General features: G+C 68.3%; 15 protein-coding genes. 3 read left to right on the top strand and 12 right to left on the bottom strand.

Annotated elements, in window-relative coordinates; translation table 11 throughout:
• Window positions 1–12 precede the first annotated feature (12 nt).
• Window positions 13–477, top strand: a complete 465-nt coding sequence (locus GO986_RS04070; RefSeq protein ID WP_157457974.1) for a universal stress protein — start codon at window positions 13–15, stop codon at window positions 475–477.
• A 178-nt stretch (window positions 478–655) separates the two neighbouring features.
• On the opposite strand, the gene GO986_RS04065 is transcribed toward GO986_RS04070, so the two are convergent.
• From GO986_RS04065 to GO986_RS04055, 3 genes are read right to left on the bottom strand one after another with little or no spacing between them, the layout of a single operon-like run.
• Entirely contained in the window at window positions 656–1,684 is a 1,029-nt protein-coding gene (locus GO986_RS04065) for an LptA/OstA family protein (RefSeq protein ID WP_157457973.1), read from the bottom strand.
• 9 nt (window positions 1,685–1,693) lie between these two features.
• The gene (locus tag GO986_RS04060; protein ID WP_157457972.1) at window positions 1,694–2,584 is read right to left on the bottom strand and encodes an LptA/OstA family protein; all 891 of its coding nucleotides are present in this window, start codon (window positions 2,582–2,584) and stop codon (window positions 1,694–1,696) included.
• 17 nt (window positions 2,585–2,601) lie between these two features.
• Window positions 2,602–3,210, bottom strand: a complete 609-nt coding sequence (locus GO986_RS04055) for a hypothetical protein (protein WP_369409128.1) — start codon at window positions 3,208–3,210, stop codon at window positions 2,602–2,604.
• An 80-nt stretch (window positions 3,211–3,290) separates the two neighbouring features.
• Between GO986_RS04055 and GO986_RS04050 the strand changes: the two genes are divergently transcribed.
• The gene (locus GO986_RS04050) at window positions 3,291–4,067 is read left to right on the top strand and encodes a TatD family hydrolase (protein ID WP_157457971.1); all 777 of its coding nucleotides are present in this window, start codon (window positions 3,291–3,293) and stop codon (window positions 4,065–4,067) included.
• A gap of 45 nt (window positions 4,068–4,112) precedes the next feature.
• Here the strand turns inward: GO986_RS04050 and GO986_RS04045 are convergent, their stop codons facing one another.
• From GO986_RS04045 to cmk, 3 genes are all read right to left on the bottom strand, one after another.
• Window positions 4,113–5,078: an alpha/beta hydrolase family protein gene (locus tag GO986_RS04045; RefSeq protein WP_157457970.1), complete on the bottom strand. Its 966-nt coding sequence runs from the start codon at window positions 5,076–5,078 to the stop codon at window positions 4,113–4,115.
• 98 nt (window positions 5,079–5,176) lie between these two features.
• A complete protein-coding gene (locus tag GO986_RS04040; protein ID WP_157457969.1) occupies window positions 5,177–5,713 on the bottom strand; it encodes a hypothetical protein in 537 nt (178 codons plus the stop codon).
• A gap of 55 nt (window positions 5,714–5,768) precedes the next feature.
• Window positions 5,769–6,392: a (d)CMP kinase gene (cmk, locus tag GO986_RS04035; protein WP_157457968.1), complete on the bottom strand. Its 624-nt coding sequence runs from the start codon at window positions 6,390–6,392 to the stop codon at window positions 5,769–5,771.
• Window positions 6,393–6,506: 114 nt separating this feature from the next.
• Between cmk and GO986_RS22520 the strand changes: the two genes are divergently transcribed.
• Window positions 6,507–7,331 (top strand): peptidylprolyl isomerase, encoded by an 825-nt coding sequence (locus GO986_RS22520; RefSeq protein ID WP_198170387.1) that lies wholly within the window; start codon window positions 6,507–6,509, stop codon window positions 7,329–7,331.
• A 65-nt stretch (window positions 7,332–7,396) separates the two neighbouring features.
• On the opposite strand, the gene GO986_RS22515 is transcribed toward GO986_RS22520, so the two are convergent.
• From GO986_RS22515 to GO986_RS22510, 6 genes are all read right to left on the bottom strand, one after another.
• Window positions 7,397–7,987, bottom strand: coding sequence for a hypothetical protein (locus GO986_RS22515; protein ID WP_198170386.1), 591 nt, complete (start codon window positions 7,985–7,987; stop codon window positions 7,397–7,399).
• Between the two features lie 118 nt (window positions 7,988–8,105).
• Window positions 8,106–8,663 carry an HD domain-containing protein gene (locus GO986_RS04015; RefSeq protein ID WP_157457967.1) on the bottom strand — a complete coding sequence of 186 codons (558 nt, stop codon included), beginning with the start codon at window positions 8,661–8,663 and terminating at the stop codon, window positions 8,106–8,108.
• 213 nt (window positions 8,664–8,876) lie between these two features.
• Window positions 8,877–9,434: an HNH endonuclease gene (locus GO986_RS04010; RefSeq protein WP_157457966.1), complete on the bottom strand. Its 558-nt coding sequence runs from the start codon at window positions 9,432–9,434 to the stop codon at window positions 8,877–8,879.
• 285 nt (window positions 9,435–9,719) lie between these two features.
• Window positions 9,720–10,400 carry a MarC family protein gene (locus tag GO986_RS04005; RefSeq protein WP_157457965.1) on the bottom strand — a complete coding sequence of 227 codons (681 nt, stop codon included), beginning with the start codon at window positions 10,398–10,400 and terminating at the stop codon, window positions 9,720–9,722.
• A gap of 88 nt (window positions 10,401–10,488) precedes the next feature.
• On the bottom strand, window positions 10,489–11,199 hold the full coding sequence (locus GO986_RS04000) for a lipocalin/fatty acid-binding family protein (protein ID WP_157457964.1): 711 nt from the start codon (window positions 11,197–11,199) through the stop codon (window positions 10,489–10,491).
• Window positions 11,200–11,517: 318 nt separating this feature from the next.
• Window positions 11,518–14,253: a hypothetical protein gene (locus tag GO986_RS22510; RefSeq protein WP_198170385.1), complete on the bottom strand. Its 2,736-nt coding sequence runs from the start codon at window positions 14,251–14,253 to the stop codon at window positions 11,518–11,520.
• Window positions 14,254–14,347: the final 94 nt, after the last annotated feature.

Genomic DNA, 14,347 nt, shown 5'->3' with positions numbered 1-14,347 from the left:
TACGGTCAGGGCATGACCCAGCTTGCTGACCCCTCTGCTTCTGGTGGCTTCGCCCGGATTCTGGTGGGTGTGGATTTCTCGGCATCCTCGCAGGCGGCCCTCACCCTGGCCCGCACCCGATTTGCCGGCGCGCAGCTGTGCCTGGCGCACGTTACCGACGCCCGCGTGACGGCGACCCCCGACCTAATGGGTGGCGTGACCCCCGCCCTGCCAGACCCGGCCCTCTTGAATACCCTGGAACACGCCGACGCTGGGCGTCTCCAGAGTCTGATGCAGGGCGGCGAGGAGGTTGAGCTGCTGGTGGGCGACCCGGTGACGGGCCTGCTGGATGCGGCCGCCCGCTGGGGGGCAGACCTGATCGTGGTGGGCACCCACGCCCAGGGCGCCCTGGAACATTTCTTCCTGGGCAGCACCGCCGAGAAAATCGTGGCCCGAAGCCCGGTGCCGGTGCTGACGGTGAGAGCTGAGCGCCGGTGAGGGCTGGCCTGGTCCTGACAGCAGAACCCAGAATGGTTGAGGGGTATGTTTCGACCTCTCAATGGAGCTGGCAGCCGCTGTGAGCGGTAAAGCGGGGCAGCAAGGCGTCCGAGTTGAGAAGCCCAAATGAAAACAAGTGGCCCTGTCCTGAACGGGGCCACTTCTCGGGTAGCTCTTGTCAAGGGTTAGGAGGGGTAGCAGGTGGAGGTGCGGTAGAGGGAGTCCCCGCTGCCTCGCCTTCGACAAACTCGCCGGTAATCGTGCCGCCTTCGGGCTTGACCGCCCGCACCTCGTTGCGGTCCAGGTCGTACAGGATGGTGCCGGCGCTCAGGGTGTCGCCGCCCTTCACGCTCTGGGCAGGCTGCTCAGGGGTGCCGTACAGACGGGCAATATTGCTCGCGTCGTCGTATTCCACCCGCGCGGCCTTGCTGACCCGGCCCCCCTCGGAATTCAGGACCACGTTGCCGACCAGCGTCGTCTTTTCATCGTCCACGCTGACCTCAATGCGCTGGCTGGTGCCGCTGAGGGCGTCTTTGTCGCTGCTGCGCTTGAAGGTGATGGGGCCGTCAATGCGGGCGATGCCGTCGGCGCTGTCATAGACCAGCTTCTGGCCTCTGAGTTCCGTGCGGCCCTGCGTGACCAGCACTGTATCGGCGGCCGGTTTGGGCGCGGCCTCGACGGCACAGCGGCTCAGGCGGTCGGTCTTGCCAGGCGGCGGCTCATCCAGAAAGCGGGCGGTGCCGGCGCTGGCTTCGACCCGGCCGTCACTGCCCTCCTGGCCGTCTTTGGGGGGCAACTGCGTGACCACCGCCAGCGGGACGGTGATGACGTTCTTGTCAATGGTCAGGCGCACGCCGCCCGCCCCGGTCTCGCTAAACACCGCCAGGGTGGGGGCGTCTTCAGGGTCGTCCTCGGTGGGCTGGCACAGCACGAAGACGCCGCTGTCATCCTGGGTGCCGGTTTTGACAATCAGGATGCGTCGGCTCTTGCCGTCTTTTTCGCTGCGGCGCACCAGTTCCAGGCTGGACTGCTCGGCGCCCGCCTGCTCTGGCGCTGGTGCCAGGTCTTCCGGGGGCACCTGGGGAGTCGTGGTTCGGGCTGGGGCAGAAGGCACCGGCTGCGTCTGCCCCCAGACGACGCCGCCCAGCCCCAGCAGCAGGGCCACCGTCACGCGCCCGGCGGCCCCTGTCCAACGCTGCCCTGTCATCACGGCAGTTTACTTCTTGCTCAGCTCAAACTGTTCGGTGGGAATCTTGTACGCCGAGTTCAGGGCGCGCACGCGGGCCAGGTCGGTGCGCTGTTCCAAGTAGCCACTGGCTGGGGCCTTGACGGTGACCTTGCTCTTACTATCAACGCTCACCGCGTTGCCCACCACATAGGCCACATTCTTCTTGTCGTCGTAGTACACGGCGTCGCCCGTGGTCGTGGTGGTGCCTTGCACCAGCTTCACGCCGCCGCGCACGTACAGCGTCTTGGTTTTGGTCAGGGCGCGCACTTCCTGGCCCGTGATCACCAGTTCCTTTTGGGTGCCCTTGGCGGCGCGGGTCAGGCTGGGGGTGCCGGTCAGCTGCGCCAGTTCGCGGTCCTCGTCAAAGACCAGTTTGTCGGCCTTGCCGCTCTGGGTGCCGGTCGAGAGCGTCACACCGCCCGTGCTGGTCGAGACATTGTTATCCACGTCTAGGCTCATCTTAGGCGCCTTGATGGTCACGGTGTCGCCGTCTTCCTTCTTTTCTGGCACAAAGGTGGCGCTGGCGTTGCCGTCCAGGACGCCCTGGCCGGTGGCCTCGTCGTAGTTCAGGCCGCTGCCAGTGGCGGTCAGGCGGCCGCGCGTGACCTTCACGTCGCCGGTAAAGGCGGCGGTGCGCTTGCCCTTGGCTTCAATCAGAGGCGTGCCTTTGGGGGCGGCCATCACCGCTTGATTGGCTTCAATATTGAGGGTGCTGACCTTCGCCTTTACTGGATTGCCGGTAAAGGTCAGAGGGCCGTTTCGCACGTCGCCACGCGGCCCGCCCTGGATGGTGATTAGGCGTTTGTTGGCGTCGCCCGTCTGGGCCAGCACTGGAGCGGCAACAGCGAGCAGAGTCAGCAGAGAAACAGTCTTTTTCATGGGGTCTCCTGGGATATTCAGGCGCCTGGGACGCGCTTGCCGTCCACACAGCGCTCGGTGGTGTCAAGGTCGGAAGTGGTCGTAGAGCGGCTGTTGTCCACGTCTTCAATATTGAAGTCGAAGGTCATCTGCAATTTCTCGTAGTGTGCGTCAAAAAAGGGTGACTCCACTTCTGCCACCGGAGCGGCGAATCCTCGGCCCTGTTCAATCTTCACGGGTGTCTTATCCGTACCAGTCAGGTCAATGTCGGCACACTCGCGCACCAGCGTGATGCGGGCCTGACGGGTGGTCATGTTGTCCTGGCCGTCAATCGTCAGGTCTGGTGCCGTTAGGCGCGCGTCCAGCACCTCACGTCCGGTCAGCCGGTTCTGATCATCACGTTCCTTCACCACCCGCTGTCCACCCGAGAGGCCGCTCAGGTAGGTGCGGTTCTGCTCGGGGTCGCTTTCTACATTGGCCGCGCGGAAGCTCCAGACCGCGTCCGGGTCACGCGAGGGATAGAGCTTGAGCTCCACGCCCGAGAGGGTCGCGCCGGTATCGGCCACGTGGCCGCCTGTCGGCAACAACGCAAACGTCAGCGCAAAGAGGGTGATGCCCGCCAGGGCGTAGAGGCCAGTTTTCTGCACGGCTCGCACTCTAGCGCGGGCCTCTCATGAGAGTGGTGGGGACTGCATGGGACGGGGCTGGACAGCGCTAGCCTGCAGGCATGATCGACACGCACACCCATCTGGATTACCTGGACGACCCGGCGAGCGCGCGCTCTGAGCTGGGCCTGAGCGCCATGGTTTGCATTGGCGCCAGCGTTCAGCATGCCCGAAATGCAGTGGCCCTGGCCGAGCAGTTCTCTGACGTGTATGCCACCGTGGGCCTGCACCCCACCGACGCCGACCAGGACAGCCCTGACACCCGCGCCGAACTGGAAGCCCTGGCCCGGCACCCGCGCGTGGTGGGCATTGGCGAAAGCGGCCTGGACGACTACTGGAACGCGGACCAGCGCTCAGTGCAGCGCGCCGCCTTCGAGTGGCAGCTGGACCTGGCCAGCCGCGCGGGCAAGCCGCTGGTCATTCACACCCGCGACAAGGCTGGCCAGGACAGCGCCCACCAGGGGGTCATGGAGGTCTTGCGGGCCTGGCCAGAGGTGCCGGTCATCCTGCACTGTTTCAGTGGACACGCGGACCTGCTGCGCTTTGGGCTGGAGCGCAGTGACCACACCTATTTCGGGTTTGCCGGCAACACGACCTACAAGAACGCCGCCGAGATTCATGCGGCGGCGCGTGAGGTGCCCCTCTCCCAGTTGTTGGTGGAAACCGACGCGCCTTTCCTGGCCCCAGTCCCCAAGCGGGGTAAGCCCAACCGGCCCGGTTACGTGCGCTACACGCTGGAGTTCATTGCGGCGCTGCGCGGCCTGACCCCCGCTGAACTGGAGCGTTTGACAGACGAAAACGCCCAGCGGGTCTACGGACTGCCAAGATCCTCAGAGTAAAGGTGGCCGGCCCAGCACGCGCGGCCGCAAGGTCAGGGCGCGCCGTTACAGGTGCTGCTGAAAGAACTTGACGCTGCGGTCAAGGGCCACGCGCAGGTTGCGGCTCAGGTCGTGGTTGTCGCCGGGGTAGACGTAATTCTGCACCGGCTTGCCCAGGGCCTTCAGGCGGGTGGCCAGCGAAGTGTGAAAGGCCACCGGCACCTCCTTGTCTGCCGTACCTATGTGCAGCTGCACGGGGCCGCCCAGATCGCGCAGGTAGGAGGTGGCACTGAGCTGGTTCCAGAACTGCGGGTTCTGGCGCGGGGTGCTGTACTTTGCCACGGCCTGTTTGCGCAGGTTCAGGATGCGGGCCGGAATGGAGGCCGGCACAGGGTTGTTCCATTCGTTGAGGAGCTGGTGGTAATCGCCCACCACGCCCGCCCAGATGACCCCAGCCTTCACTTGCCGGTCAATGACCATCGCCCGCAGGGTCAGAAACCCGCCCATCGAGTGCCCCCACATGCCGATACGTGCGGCGTTGACCCGGCCATCTCGTTTCAGGCTGCTCAGCGCGTTCATGACATCGGTGGTGTAGCCCGGCGCATAGTAGCCGCCCAGCGCCTCGCCCTGGCTGCTGTCGTGACCCCGGTAGTCACTTTTCAGGGTGACGAAGCCTGCCCGCGCAAAGGCGTCCTGATAGGCCACGTAGCGCTCAGTGGTGCGGTAGACGTTGGGCGGGATATAGCCGTGGTTGAAGACGATGGCGGGCCAGCCACCTTTGGGCGGCGTCCCGCGCGGCACCGTCAGCAGCGCGTTGATGCGCAGGCCGTCCGACTGGTAGCTCACCACCTGGCGGGTGTAGGTGCTGCCTGCCGCCAGGGTCTGCCTCACCGTCAGGGCGCTGCCGGGATAGGCCTTTTGCCGGGCAGCGGGAATGCTCATCTGCGCGGCGTCCACCGCCGCCAGCGCCGCGTCGGACTGGGCCAGGGCCAGGGGCGTCAGCAGCAGGGTCAGTGGCAACAGGCGGCGCATGGCGTCAGGCTAGGGGGCGGCAAGAGGCGAGACTGCGGCCTGGCCACCGTTCCCGTCTTGAGGCTTCACTGGGCCAGCCCTCATGCCGCAGCGGCGGCTCAGCGGCTCAGGGTGTAGCTGGTCAGCCGCGTAAAGGGGCTGGGATTACCGGCGCCCAGCGCCACACTGCGGTCATACAGATTCCAGCCGCGCGTCACGGTCATGGCCGGCAGCAGCTCGCCGCCCCCCAGGAATTCTGGAATCTCTACCGTGTCCACTGTCCCTGAAACTGGGCTGTACACCAGCCACTGCCGGTTGCGCGCAAAGGTCTCGCCCACGTCATACCGGGCGTTGTTGTTGGCGTCGTCGAAGGCGATGACCTGATACACGCCCGTCACCGCCGGAATGCCCGGCAGATCAAAGCCGAACTGCCAGGTGTTCGGGCCGCTGCTCACGACGTTCTGGCCAATGGCGCTGGTGTTGGTCACGGCCACCGGTACGCCTGTGCCCACCAGCGCCAGGCGCAGGCGGGGCGCGGCGCCCCAGTCGCCAGCAATGGTGCCACTCAGGGCGTAGGCGTCGGGCGGACGCACCTCCTGCGGGCGGCAGGCCGAGAGCAAGGACAGCAGGAGCAAGGCGGGGAGGGCAGCGCGCATGGGACCACCGTACCGGGTTTTGGGATGAGGCAGGTGGGCGGCCCTCACCCTCCTATCAGGCACGTGGCAGCCCGGCCAAGACGGCGTCAATGACCCCTTGCAGGCTCAGCCCACCCGTGTCAATGACCTGAGCATCCTCGGCAGGCACGCTTTGCAAGGTATCCAGGCGGTCACGCTCGACCAGCGCCGCCTCAATGGCGTCAACCTCTTCGGGGCGCTCAGAGGCGCGGCGCTCGGCCCGCACGCGGGGGCTGGCGGTCAGGTAGAACTTGGCTCCGGCCTGCGGAAAAACGGCGGTGCCCATATCGCGGCCCTCGGCCACAAACGGCTGCGGCAGGGCGCGCAGCTGGGCGTCCACCCAGGCCCTTACGCCCGGCAGCGCCGCAACCACACTTACACCGCTGTCCACGCGGCTGGAATGGAGGTCGGGGGTCAGGTCGCGCCCGCCCTGCCACACGCGGTTGCCGCTGGCCAGCGGCTCCAGGCGAGGCGGGGCCGCCTCCAGACAGGTCAGCAGCGCCCTGGCGTCGCCCAGATCCGTTCCGGCCTCCAGGCCCAGCAGGGTCGCGGCGCGGTACAGCAGGCCGCTGCTGACATACGGCACCCCCAGCGCCTGCGCCACCCCAGCCGAGACACTGGATTTTCCGCTGGCTGCCACGCCGTCTATCGTCACAATCATCAACTGTGCAGTTTAGCGCCTGCAGGCGAAACAGAAGAGGTCGCTCCCGCACGGCCGCTGCACCTTCTGATGGATGCCCGGCCCCTGGCCCGGCCCGCTACACTGGGGCAGACCATGAAACACGCTGCGCTGATTCTGACTGCCCTGCTTGCCCTGACCGCCTGCCAGAACCGGAACGAGGCGACCACGGGCACCGAGACGACCACCGAGACGGCAGATACCACGCCGGCCACCGGCAGCGAGACGGGCACCGACACCCCCGAGACCACTACTGCTGACACTGGGACCGACGCCGCCAGCACCGAAACCCCCGCCGCTGCGGTCACCAAGCCGGGCGCTGTCCCGACCGGCTACACGCAGGTGGCCGCCCTGAGCGAACAGCCGGTGCGCGAATTCACCAGCGAACCCGAACTGACCCTGGAAGACGGCAAGGACTACTACGCCCTGATTGACACCAACCGGGGCCAACTGCTGGCCGACCTGTACGAGCAGGAAACGCCCGTCACCGTGAACAACTTCGTGTTCCTGGCCCGCAACCATTACTTTGACGGCATCCGCTTTCACCGGGTGATTGACGGCTTTATGGCGCAGTCGGGTGACCCCAAGAGCGTGGACGAAGCCAAGAAGGCCGAATGGGGCACGGGCGGCCCCGGCTACCAGTTTGCCGACGAATTCCGCACCCGCCTGACTTTTGACAGCGCCGGCATTCTGGCGATGGCCAACAGCGGCCCGGCCACTAACGGCAGCCAGTTTTTCATTACCTTTGGGCCCACCGACGGCCTGAACGGCAAACACACCATCTTCGGCAAGGTGGTCACGGGCGACGACGTGCTGCCCAAGCTGACCCGCACCAGCGACACCAGCAGCGGCCAGGAAACCCCAGTGGAGGGCGCCGTGGCCGATCAGGTCCTGAGCGTCCGAATTCTGACCAAGGGCTAAACCGGAACCAGCAAACGCGCCCGGAAGGCCACATAAGGGCCTTCCGGGCGCGTGCTCTGCCGTGGTTAGCGGCGGTCGGTGGTGGTCGTCGTGCCGGTGGTGGGGTTGTAGGTCGTGGTGCTGGCCGGGCGGTTGCGACCCAGCAGCCCGAACAGGCCCAGCAGACCCAGCAGGCCCCAGGGGAACTGGCGGGTGTCGGCCACGCCGTCATTGTTGGTGTCCACCACGCCGTCGCCGTTGGGGTCAACAGCATTGTTGACGGCTTCCTCGGCGTTGTTGACCGCTTCACCCGTGGCCTGGGCCGCGTCGTTGACGGCTTCGCCGGTCGCCTGCGCGGCGTCGTTTACTGCCTCGCCAGTGGCCTGGGCGGCGTCGTTGACGGCTTCACCCGCACTGTCCAGGGCCTCGCCAGTGGCTGCCGCCGCATCATTGACGGCTTCACCCGTGGCTTGCGCAGCGTCGTTCACAGCCTCGCCTGCGTTGTTCAGGGCCTCACCCGTGGCGGCAGCGGCGTTGTCCACAGCCTCGCCTGCCTGCTCGGCGGCGCCGTCGTTGGTGTCGGTGTCCTGCACCTGAATCAGTGTGGGCTGCGGCGCGGTGGCCAGAGCGGCGGGGGCGGCAAACAACAGCGCGGTGATCAGCAGGATTTTGTTCATGGGGGTCTCCTTGAGAGGCCGGCCCAGGGGCGGCGGGCGTCGGCACTTGACCTCTGCATTGTGATTCTTGCTGCAGACCCGTGCGTAAAGCTGTTCTTGACACCACGCTCAGCAGTTCTTATGGAATGGAGAGGGTCCCGACAGGGGGCATGGCCTGCAGGGCGGCCAGCACCCGCGCCATGTGGTCGTCCAGGGACACGCCCAGCTCGTGGGCGCCCTGCTCCACCTCGTCACGGTTGACGCCCGCAGCAAACGCCCGGTTTTTAAACCGCTTCTTCAGGCTGGGCAGTTCGACCTGCCGCACATCCTTGTCAGGCCGAATCAGGGCGGCGGCCTGTACCAGACCAGTCAGTTCATCCACGGCAAAGAGGGTCTGGGCCAGCCGGGTGGTGCGTGGCGTGCCTGTGAAAGCGGCATGACCCAGAATGGCGTCCAGCACCTCGGGCGGCGTATCGGTGTGGTCACGCAGGTAAGTCACCCCCCAGACCGGATGCTCGTCGGGGTGGGCCTCGTAGTCAAAATCGTGCAGCAGGCCAGTGACGGCATACAGTTCTTCATCTTCGCCCCAGTGGCGGGCATAGGTGCGCATGGCGGCTTCCACATTCAGCATGTGGCGCTGCAACGAGGCCGAGGGGGTGTGCTGCACCATCAGGGCATACGCCTGGTCGCGGTTCATGCCCGGCAGTCTAGGTGCAGACGGCGCCCTACAAAACAGCCCGCCCCAGACGTGGAGGCGGGCGCGGGCAGCCGACGAAAGTCAGATGGACTTCGATTGGCTCGGGCTGCTCGGGAAAGCAGCGCAGCAAACTCAAAGAGCTTCGCCGAAGGGTGAGACGGAGGCGCAGCCGGTGCTTTTCTTTGCGGTGCCGTCATGAAGCGGCAGACCGTCTTAGACACCCAGGTAGCGCGTCCACTGCGGCTGCCAGTGGGCAAATTGCCCGTGGGCATACACGCCAAAGCTGGGCGCGCGGGGCCGCGACCGCAGCGGCATGGCGGCTTCCTCGGGGGTGCGGTTGCCCTTGCGCTGGTTGCAGGTTCGGCAGGCGGTCACCACGTTGTCCCAGGTGTGGCGTCCACCGCGCGAGCGGGGCAGGACATGGTCCAGCGTCAGTTCCTCGGCAGCCCCGCAGTACTGGCAGGTGAAGGTGTCGCGCCGCAGCACATTGCGCCGGTTAAACGGCACCGGATGTACGCGCGGCCGGCGAACGTAGCGCCGCAGCCGAATGACGCTGGGCACGGGCATGACGGTGCTGGGCGAGCGCACCACGTCCTCACTGTTTTCCAGAATCTCCGCCACGCCGTATTGAATCAGCGTGATGGCCCGCTTGGCACTCGTGACATGCAGCGGTTCGTAGGACGCGTTGAGCACCAGCACACGCGGCGCGTTGAGGTCAGCCGGGGCGGCCGGTCGTCGTGGCTCGGGTTGCACGTCCTTTCTGGAAATCATGCCCGGCATTCTAAAGCGGCGCCGTCAAGCAAATGTTGCGCTGAGACGCTTAGAGACCCCCCAGGCCGCTTGAGACAATGGCTTAGAGAAAGGCCAAGTGTGTGGTTGGCAACACCGCGCCTCTTCGGGTGAGGTGAGAAGCAGAGAAGTGGAGTAAGGCGAGCAGCGAGAGCCACTTCAAGCAGCCCAAATCCTTAGGTGGCCGTAGAGCCGTTCATTGCCGTGTAAGTCGGCCCGCTTTGAAGCGGCTGGAACACCTGACCCTGCCTGAGGATGCCCTGACCCTCAGACCAGGCTGGCCCAGGGCCAGACAAACCCTGTTCTCAGGCCGCCGCGCAGCAGTTCCAGGGTGCCGTCGGCCACATACTGCACGGCCAGCGCGCCCAGCAGCACACCCAGCACGCGCGTGACCACATGCACGCCCGTCAGGCCAATGACGCGCGCAATTTGCCCGGACAGGCGCAGGGCCAAGTAACACAGCAGCAGGACAGCGGCCGTCACCACGAACACCGCCAGCAGCAGCAGCGGCGAGCCGTGGGCGTCCCCGGCCAGAATCATGATGCTGGCCAGCGTGCCAGGGCCGGCAATCAGCGGAATGGCCAGCGGAAAGACGCTGATGTCTTGGCGTTCGTGGGCTTCCTGCTCTTCCTCAGCGGTTTCCTTGCTGCCGCTGGGGCGTGCAAACACCATGTCCAGAGCGATCAGAAAGAGCAGGATGCCCCCGGCAATGCGGAAGGCACTCAGGCTGATGCCGAGGTGGTCCAGTAGGCCCCGCCCAAACAGCCCGAACAGCAGGATGATGATGCCCGCCACCACGCAGGCTTTCAGGGCCACCCGCCGACGCTCGAAACTGGGCCGGTTGCCGGCCAGGCCGATAAACAGCGGCGCCAGGCCTATTGGGTCCATCACGACCAGCATGGTCAGGAAGGTTTGCAGGCTGAGGCTCAGCAGCTCTGCGAGATTCATAGGCTGGCCCTCTGCTCAGGGTCCAGACCGGGGGCCGCCAGCGTCACGCCCCGAGCGTACCATTCACGTCCCCAGAGGCGGCGCCGGGTCATGGTGCGGGCGCCGGGCGCACGTTAACTTCCAAAGTGGCCGTGGCTTCGGCCTTGTGGCCCTGCTGGGTGGTCACGGCGCGCACGCCCACCGTGTATGAGTTCACGGGGGTCTCTGGGCGGGCCTTCACCGTCAGGGTGAACAGTTCGCCCGCCCGAACCTGGGTGCGGGGCAGGCTCACCTGAAGCCCCGGCGCGCTGCTGGCCCCAGTGAGCGTGAAGACCCCCGGATGGGTCTGCGCGGTAAAGCCGCCGATGCGTGCGCTGAGGGTGCGCGTGCCGCCTGCAGGCAGGCTGAGGGTGCTGATGCTGTCGCCGGGCTGCCCGCCTTGTAGCGTTGCCAGGACCACGTAACCACCCGCGCAGCCACTTCGCCGCAACCCGCCGATGTCCTGGGCTCCCACAAACAGGGCGGGCAGCAGCGAGGCCACCACCAGCCCCAGCCCCAGCGCTGCGCGGCGGGGCCGGCGCCAATTGGCCGCCGTAAAGGCCAGCCCCCCTGGCCCCAGCAGCAGCGGCACCAGCAGCGCCAGCAGGGTGCGGCCTTCACAGGGACCGGCCAGCAGCGCCGCGCCGGCGCCCCGCACCGCAAACGTCAGGGCGGCCCCCAGGCCCCAGCCCAGCAGAAACGCGGGCAAAAAGGTCTGGAGGCGGTAGGTGGGAAAAGCCGGCGGGTCGCCGGGCAGGGAAGAGGGAGCCGGCGCCGTCATCCCCGCAGCCTAACGCGGCTTCCCCAGGGCGCGCGTCCCGGTCAGAGAGCAGAAATGCCAGAAGGGAGGGCGCTGAGCAGCCGCGCGACGCGGTTCATGCCGGGGGGAAGACCGTCTCAAGCTCGTTGCTCAGACCCCTTCTGAGATCATCAGAAGTGCGGCCAAGCGTGGGTTTCTCTGTGGCCAGTGTGGCGTAGAAGCGAGCTATGACGGCCACGCCAGGCGGCTCACAACGCGGTGAATGGTGGGTATGAAGCGGGAGAAGAAAGGTTCCTTCTGAGGGTTCCCCATTGTCGCCTCAGGCCTGGTTCAGCGGCGTCAGGCGGGGCCGTCTTCGGTGGCTGCGGCACTGGGGCTTGGGGCCGTGGCCCCTGGTGGGCGCGGCGCAAAAACTGCCACCCCCAGCAGGGCCAGGCCGGTCGTCAGCGCGGCCAGACCCATCACGGGGCTGGGGTTGGGCAGGAGCTGCGCGTCCAGCAAGGCTGCCTTGAGCCCGGCGACCAGCAGCAGGGCCAGTCCGGCGTCCCACACCGTCCGCTGGGTGCGGCGGTGTCCCGTCCAGCAGGCCAGCAGACCCACGGCCAGCACCGCCGCGCTGCCCAGCAGCCACCAGCCGCCCAGGGTCATCAGCGTGGTGCCCAGCGCCGCGCCGGCCAGCATGGGCAGCAGGCTTAGGAGAACCGCACCCCAGAGCATCGCCTCGGCGGGGCCCTGCGGGTCAACTGGCCGCCCCCAGCCGAGCTGGCCCAGTCGCGCTGTTCCCACCGGGGTCCGCAAGGCGCCCCAGACCAGCAGCAGGAGGGCACTGCCCAGCACAGGCGCCGCGCTGACAGGGCGGCCATCGGCCTGCATCCAGGGCAGCGCAGCCAGCACCCCGGCCCCGAGAAGCAGATCCAGCCGGCGGTGACCCAGAGGCGACGGCAGCAGGGCACTCATCAGGGTGGCCAGGGCCAGGCCACCCGGCACCCCCAGGGCGGGCCACCACAGGGCGGCGGCTCGCCCCAGCGCCAGGGCCAGCAGCGCCGGTACAGCCCAGGCCCACACAGGGGCACGCTCCGTAGGCACGCGCGCCAAGGCCAAGCCCCCCTGCACCGCTGCCGCTGCCAGTAGGGTCACGGCCACGCCCAGCGCCACTTCTGCCCCGCTGTCCTGGCTCAGCAGCCACGCCCCACTGGCGGCAGCAGCGGGCGTCAGGGCCACAAGGGCCACCCCACCGGGCGCCGTCCGGCGGAGGAGCAGGGCCGCCCCCGCCGCCAGCGCGCCCCAGAGGGCCAGTGGCCAGGCCCCCACGGCGGCCAGGGTCAGAGTGCCGGCCGCCGCGCCGACCAGGCCCAGCAGCGGTCCAGTCAGGCGCGGCAGCGGCGGCAGGGGGGTGACCTCTGGTCTGGGCGCTGGGATAACCGGGCGGGGTGCCGCCCACCACCTGCTGCCGCCCAGCCGCAGCGCCCCCAGCACCGCCACCAGGGCCGGAGCAGTCAGCAGCGCCGTGTCCAGTCCGTTCAGGGGCCAGCTGGCTACGGCGCCGCTAAGGACTTCAGCCGAGGGCCCCGCAGCGCACAGGGCGCTGAAGGCCAGCACCCCCGCCCCCACGCGGCCCCAGGTGCGCGAGTGCCCAGCCAGGCCCAGCGCCAGCAGCGCCGCCCCGATGCCCGACAGGGCCGTCCACTGGGCGCCGCCGCCCAGCAGGGCCAGTGCCGCCGCGCCCAGCACACTGGTGGCCCCAGCTGTCAGGCTGCTGGTCAGGGTGGATGCCAGGCCAGGCTCTGCGCCTTCACTGGGCCTGGCTTGCCGCCGCGCCTGCCAGCCGGGCCAGGCCAGTGCGGCGGGCAGCAGGGCCAGCCCCAGGCCCAGCGCCGCCTTGGCTGATAGCACAGGGGCGCCGTTCAGGGCCGTTCCCACCGCCAGTGCCACCAGGGTCAGAGGCAGCAGGGTGGCCCCGGCCGCTGTCAGGCGCTCGGCTGGGCGCGGTGGGGTGCCCGCAGGGCCGCCGCGCAGCGCCGCTGGCACGGTGAGGGCCAGGAGGGTGAAGGCCAGCCAGGGCCACAGGCCCAGTGGTGCCTCCACCTTCAGGCCCTGCTGTAGCCAGCCGGCAAACGTGACGGCCTCGGCATGGCTCAGGGCGGCCACCAGCCAGCCCACCGGCACCGCCGCCGTGGCCAGCAGGGTCAGGGGACGCGCGCCTGGGTGGGCGGTACCCGGCGGCGGATTGGCAGGCGCTGGCAGGTCGGTCACGCCCGCCACGCGGCCCGGCCACACCGCCACGGCCCCCAGCAGCAGCGCGGCGCCGGCCGCCGGAATGGAGGCCCAGCCCAGGTCGTCGGTCAGCATCCAGGTGCTCAGGGCGGCGCCGCCCACGGCCACGGCGCCCAGCAGCGGTTCACGCCGCCGCAGGCTGTCCCACACCAGGGCGCCGCTCAGCAGCAGCAGGCCCAGCAGCACCGCCCCCGGCCCCCAGGCGTCAGGCAGACTCTGGGCGGCGCTGCCCAGGCCCAGGGCCGCCACGCCGTACCCCAGGCCCCGCAGCGCCCCCGACACTGGCCACGGCACCCGCCGCGCCGTTCCGTACAGCACGCCCCCGAACGTAAAGACCAGCAGCAGCAGGGTCCACGCCGGGGCGCCCAGGGCCCGCAGGGTAAACGCCAGGCCCCCCAGCACCAGCAGGCTGCCGATAATGCTGATGCGCGCCTGGCTGAATTCCGGCCCCCACACCGAGGGTCCGCGCGGCGGCCTGGGCGGCGCAGCCTGAGGCCGGTCGTCCTCCGGCCAGCGCGGCGGTTCTGGCGCTGCCGGGCTGGCCGGCGGCAGAGTCTCATGCGCGGGCAGTGGAACTGGTGTGACGGCCGCCGCCTGCGGGGCCTCTGGTGCCAGGGCTCCGGGACGGCCCAGCCGCCGCACCTGAGCTTCTAGCTGGTGCTGGCGCTCCCGCAGGGCGTCCAACTCGGCGGCCAGGTCGCGCACCTGCCGCCGCGCCGCGCGGGCATACGCAAAGGCCACCACCGGCAGCACCAGCAGGGCCAGCAGCACAAAGAGGCCCAGCGAAACCAGTTCTTCCATGCCCCACCCTAAACGGTCCAGGTCTGGGCGTCGTTCGGGTCTGAACGCCGTTCAGTGGGGCGGCCGGTGGCGTGGTGTTGAAGTGGCCTTCAGA

The sequence above is a fragment of the Deinococcus arboris genome, assembly GCF_009755355.1.
GTDB classification, from domain to species: domain Bacteria; phylum Deinococcota; class Deinococci; order Deinococcales; family Deinococcaceae; genus Deinococcus; species Deinococcus betulae.
The sequence above is the reverse complement of the archived record's forward strand: the minus strand, read 5'-3'. Positions and strand labels throughout refer to the sequence as shown.

Coding starts and splice junctions, on each gene's coding strand:
- GO986_RS22510 (WP_198170385.1), bottom strand. CDS start 14,253: ATGGAAGAACTGGTTTCGCTGGGCCTCTTTGTGCTGCTGGCCCTGCTG.
- GO986_RS04005 (WP_157457965.1), bottom strand. CDS start 10,400: ATGAATCTCGCAGAGCTGCTGAGCCTCAGCCTGCAAACCTTCCTGACC.
- GO986_RS04000 (WP_157457964.1), bottom strand. CDS start 11,199: ATGACGGCGCCGGCTCCCTCTTCCCTGCCCGGCGACCCGCCGGCTTTT.
- GO986_RS04040 (WP_157457969.1), bottom strand. CDS start 5,713: ATGCGCGCTGCCCTCCCCGCCTTGCTCCTGCTGTCCTTGCTCTCGGCC.
- GO986_RS22515 (WP_198170386.1), bottom strand. CDS start 7,987: ATGAACAAAATCCTGCTGATCACCGCGCTGTTGTTTGCCGCCCCCGCC.
- GO986_RS04070 (WP_157457974.1), top strand. CDS start 13: ATGACCCAGCTTGCTGACCCCTCTGCTTCTGGTGGCTTCGCCCGGATT.
- GO986_RS04045 (WP_157457970.1), bottom strand. CDS start 5,078: ATGCGCCGCCTGTTGCCACTGACCCTGCTGCTGACGCCCCTGGCCCTG.
- GO986_RS04065 (WP_157457973.1), bottom strand. CDS start 1,684: ATGACAGGGCAGCGTTGGACAGGGGCCGCCGGGCGCGTGACGGTGGCC.
- cmk (WP_157457968.1), bottom strand. CDS start 6,392: ATGATTGTGACGATAGACGGCGTGGCAGCCAGCGGAAAATCCAGTGTC.
- GO986_RS04060 (WP_157457972.1), bottom strand. CDS start 2,584: ATGAAAAAGACTGTTTCTCTGCTGACTCTGCTCGCTGTTGCCGCTCCA.
- GO986_RS04050 (WP_157457971.1), top strand. CDS start 3,291: ATGATCGACACGCACACCCATCTGGATTACCTGGACGACCCGGCGAGC.
- GO986_RS04010 (WP_157457966.1), bottom strand. CDS start 9,434: ATGATTTCCAGAAAGGACGTGCAACCCGAGCCACGACGACCGGCCGCC.
- GO986_RS04015 (WP_157457967.1), bottom strand. CDS start 8,663: ATGAACCGCGACCAGGCGTATGCCCTGATGGTGCAGCACACCCCCTCG.
- GO986_RS22520 (WP_198170387.1), top strand. CDS start 6,507: ATGAAACACGCTGCGCTGATTCTGACTGCCCTGCTTGCCCTGACCGCC.